The 3,977-nt window shown below is 74.4% G+C and carries 3 protein-coding genes; 2 read left to right on the forward strand and 1 reads right to left on the reverse strand.

The genetic code is table 11. The features are described from left to right. Positions 1-269 (forward strand): response regulator transcription factor (locus ND748_RS27190; protein ID WP_251749058.1); only part of this gene is annotated, 269 nt, incomplete at its 5' end. 12 nt (positions 270-281) lie between these two features. On the opposite strand, the gene ND748_RS27195 is transcribed toward ND748_RS27190, so the two are convergent. Beyond that, complete coding sequence (locus ND748_RS27195; protein WP_374216049.1) at positions 282-1,055, reverse strand: BTAD domain-containing putative transcriptional regulator; 774 nt, start codon at positions 1,053-1,055, stop codon at positions 282-284. A 245-nt stretch (positions 1,056-1,300) separates the two neighbouring features. On the opposite strand from ND748_RS27195, the gene ND748_RS27200 reads away from it, so the two are divergent. After that, positions 1,301-3,977: RHS repeat domain-containing protein (locus tag ND748_RS27200; RefSeq protein ID WP_251749060.1), on the forward strand; the 2,677-nt coding region annotated here is incomplete at its 3' end.

The raw sequence follows: 3,977 nt of genomic DNA on the forward strand, positions 1-3,977 counted from the left end.
GCGCCACCCCCGCCGGCAACCGGGCGCGGGAACTCGCCCGGCTGGCCGGCCAGCGCTCACCCGGCTCGACGACCGGCGGGCAGGTCGAGCTGACCGCACGCGAACGGGAGGTCGCCCGGCTTGCCGCCCAGGGCCTGCGCACCCGGGACATCGCCGGGCGGCTGCGGGTGAGCCCTCGCACCGTCGACACCCACCTCGCGCACATCTACGGCAAGCTCGGGGTGAGTTCCCGGGTCGAGCTGGTCCGGCTGCTGTCCGTCGCACCATGACCGGCCGGCGCGTCAGCTCGCGGTGGGCAGATCGAGCAGCCGGTCGGCGGTGAGGATCGCGTTGTGCAGCCGGCGCAGCGACCGGCAGGGTTCCAGCCCCAGCTCGGCCCGCAGCACCTGCTGCGCGGCGCGGTAGACCGCCAGCGCCTCGGCCTGGCGGCCCGAGCGGTAGAGGACGAGCATGAGCTGCGAGTAGAACGACTCCCGCAGCGGGTACTGCGCGGTGAGCGTGCCAAGCAGACTGATCACCTCCCGATGCCGGCCGAGGGCGGTCCGGGCCTCGACGGACAGTTCCAGGGCGGCGAGGCGTTCCTCCTCCGCCCAGGCGGCGAAGGTGGTGAGCACCGGCCCCTCCGCCGCCGACTCCAACACCGGCCCGCGCACGAGCGACAGGGCACACTCGGCCGAATCGAGTGCCGCCTCGTACCGCCCGGCCGCCTGCTGCGCGCGCCCGTCACGCAGGGCGTCCTGGAATTCGGTGACGTCGAAGCTGGCGCCGTCCAGCCGCAGCAGATATCCCGAGGGTTTGGTGACGATGGTATATGCGGGATCGGTGCCCGCGGCGGCCAGAAACTTTCGCAACTGGGAGATGTACACGTGGATGGCGGCGGCGGCGCGGCGCGGCGGTCGGTCCCCCCACAGCTCCAGGACCAGGCTGTCCTTGGTCGTCACTCGGCCGGCACCGACGAGCAGAGCGGCGAGGGTCATCTCCATTTTCGGGGCACTCAACAGGTGGCTCTCCCGGCCGTTCGAAACGCGCAGGGGCCCGAGCAGTTCGTATCGCATTGACACCTCATGCAGGCAGGAAACGACTCTGGGAACGGGAGGTTTCCACTGTCTCGCGACAACGGCGGATGCACATCGGTGAAACTGCGTAGGTACCGCCGACCGCACGGTCGGCCCGCCCCGCATCCTGTTCTCCCGCCGTCGCGCGGCCGGCGGCGGGGTGTCGGCCGGCGCCGGCCCCTTAGGGGATCTTTAGACGCTCCGCCGACGCTTGCCTCGCCGATAACGCGACGAGGGGAACGCCCGTGTCACATCCCCGGGACGACCACCGGTTGACCGCCCGCTGGCAGCTCCCTGTCAGCGCCACCATCACCCTGCTGGTCGAACTCGCCACCGGCGAGCCGGTCCTGCGCCAGGACGATCTGGGCGCGCCGCGCGAGGGCGAGCCGCCACTGCTGCGGCGCGTCTACCAGGGCCGACGGGTGCACGACAACCCCGGCCGCAAGCATGCCGGCCTTGAGCATGCCGGCCTTTGCGATGCCGGCCTTGCGGATGCCGGCCTGGGGCCGGGCTGGTCCCTGACCGGCGACCTCGACGTCCTGACGGGCGGCGGGGGGCCGGCCGGCGACGCCGGTGCGCTGCGCGCCTCCCGGGACGGCGGCGGCCGGATCGACCGCATCACCGGCCCGGCCGGCGTCGCGGTGGCCACGTTCGACTACGACCAGGCCGGCCGGCCGGTGCGGCACACCGACGCCGCCGGCGCGGTCACCGTCTTCGACTGGGACGACCAGCACCGGCTGATCGGGCTCACCGACGCGACCGGCACCCTGGTCGCCCTGTCCTACACCGCCGCCGGGGCGGTCGGCGAGGTCGTGCTGGGAGGCGACGACGGCACCTCCCGTACCACCTTCGCCTACCCGTCCCCGGACACAGCCACGGCCCCGGACACAGCCACGGCCACGGCCACGCCGACGACCCGCACCGTGGTGACCGACCCGCTGGGCCGGGCGACCTCGTACGCCTTCGACGGCCGGGGCCGGCTGCTGAGCGTCACCGATCCGCTCGGCGGGGCACGCCACCTGGACCGAGACGCTGACGGGCGCCTGCTCGCCGTCGTCGACGAGACGGGCGGGCGCACCTCCTTCGAGTACGACGCGCACGACCGCCTGGTCGCCCGGGTCGCCCCGACGTCGGCCCGGTCGTCGGTGCGCTACGGCGACGCGGACCACCCGCGTCTGGTGACCGCGCTGCGCGACCCGGCCGGCAACGAGGTCACCCTCGCCCACGACGCCGAGGGCCGGCTGGTGCAGGTCGACGCGCCCGGCCGCGGCGCCCCCCTCGACCGGCGCGAGTACGACCCCGGCCATGGTCGGCTCACCGCCTTCACCGACGGCAACGGCCAGCGCACCTCCTTCGCCTACGACCAGGCGGGCAACCTCGTCGGCGTCACCCCGCCCGCGCCTCGGGCCCGCACCTCCTACGAGTACGACGAGCTGGGCCGGATCACCGCCGTCGTCGAGGGCAACGGGCAGCGCACGGAGTATCGGTACGACCCGACCGGCCGGCTGCTGGCGGTCACCGCCGCCGGCGCGGTGCTGCTCGCCCTCGCCTACGACCCGCTGGGACGGGTCGTGCGCCGCTCGGGACCCGGCTGGCACCAGGACTACACCTGGACATCGACCGCGGCCGGCAGCCGCCTGGCCGCGGTGGTGCGCACCGACGACGCCGGACCAGGAAACGACGCCGGACGAGAAGAGGTGCGTGCCGAGCACGGCGCCGACGGGGCGCTGCGCGCGCTGACGACCGAGGGCGGCACCACCGGCTACCGCCACGACGCGGCCGGCCGCCTCGCCGAGGTCCGCACCCCCACCGGCCACACGGCCCGGTTCACCCGGGACGCCGCCGGACGCACGGTGGGCATCGACTACGGCCGGGCCGCACAGACGATCCGCCACGACGCGGCCGGCCGGCGGGTGTCGCTGACCCTGACCGGCGCGGACGGTGCCGAGCTGCTGCGCGCCGAGTACGACTACTGCGGCGCCGACGGCGCCGACGGCGACCGGCTGCGCCGCGCCGTCGTGGACGGGCAGAGCATCGACTACGACCACGACGGGCTCGGCCGGCTCGTGCGCGCGGGCACCACCACGTACGCCTACGACGCGGCGCACAACATCGTCCGCCTCGGCGACACCGTGTTCACCGTCGGGGCGGCCGGCGAGGTGGCCAGGTTCGGCGCGACCGAGTTCAGCTACGACGGCGCGGGCAACTTCGTCGAGGAGGTCAACCCCACCGGGTCGTTCCGCTACAGCGCCACCAACCAGACCATCCTGGGCATCTTCGGCGGCGCCACCGTCGTCGACATCGCCTACGACGGCCTCGGGCAGCAGACACCCCGGCGGGTCGTCGAGACCACCGTCGACGGCCGGACCGTCACCCACGTGCTGACCCACGGCCCCCTCGGCATCGCCCGGGTGGTCGACGACGGCGTACCCCTCGACGTGGTCCGCGAGCCCGACGGCACCGTGCTCGCCGTCGTCACCGCCGACGGCCGGCTGCTGTGGACCGTGACCGACCATCAGGGCTCGGTGCTGGCGCTGGTCGACGACGAGGGCCGGCTGCGCGCCCGCTACCACTACACACCGCACGGAGCGGTGAGCGCCACCGGCGAGGACGCCGCGGCCAACCCGTTCCGCTACCGCGGCGCCTACCAGCTTCTGCGCAGCGCGCACTTCCTCGGTCACCGCTTCTACAACGGATTCTGGGGCCGCTTCACCCAGCCGGATCCGACCGGCCGGCAGTACGGCCCCTACACGTTCGCCGACAACGACCCGCTCGGCGTCGAAACCCCGGGCCGCCACGAGTTCTGGCCGGTGCTGGTCGGCGCTCCCGCGCGTGCCGCCGAGCTGTTCCTGCCCGGCGCCGACGGGGCGGTCACCGGCGCGGCGACGCAGGACCCGCCCGCGCCCGCCGCACGGCACCCCC

Origin of the sequence: Frankia sp. AiPs1 (genome assembly GCF_023716945.1) — a bacterium.
GTDB lineage: Bacteria > Actinomycetota > Actinomycetes > Frankiales > Frankiaceae > Frankia.

What these genes read in the sequence shown, in the direction of transcription:
- ND748_RS27195 (WP_374216049.1), bottom strand. Translation starts at nt 1,055, where the DNA reads ATGCGATACGAACTGCTCGGGCCCCTGCGCGTTTCGAACGGCCGGGAG.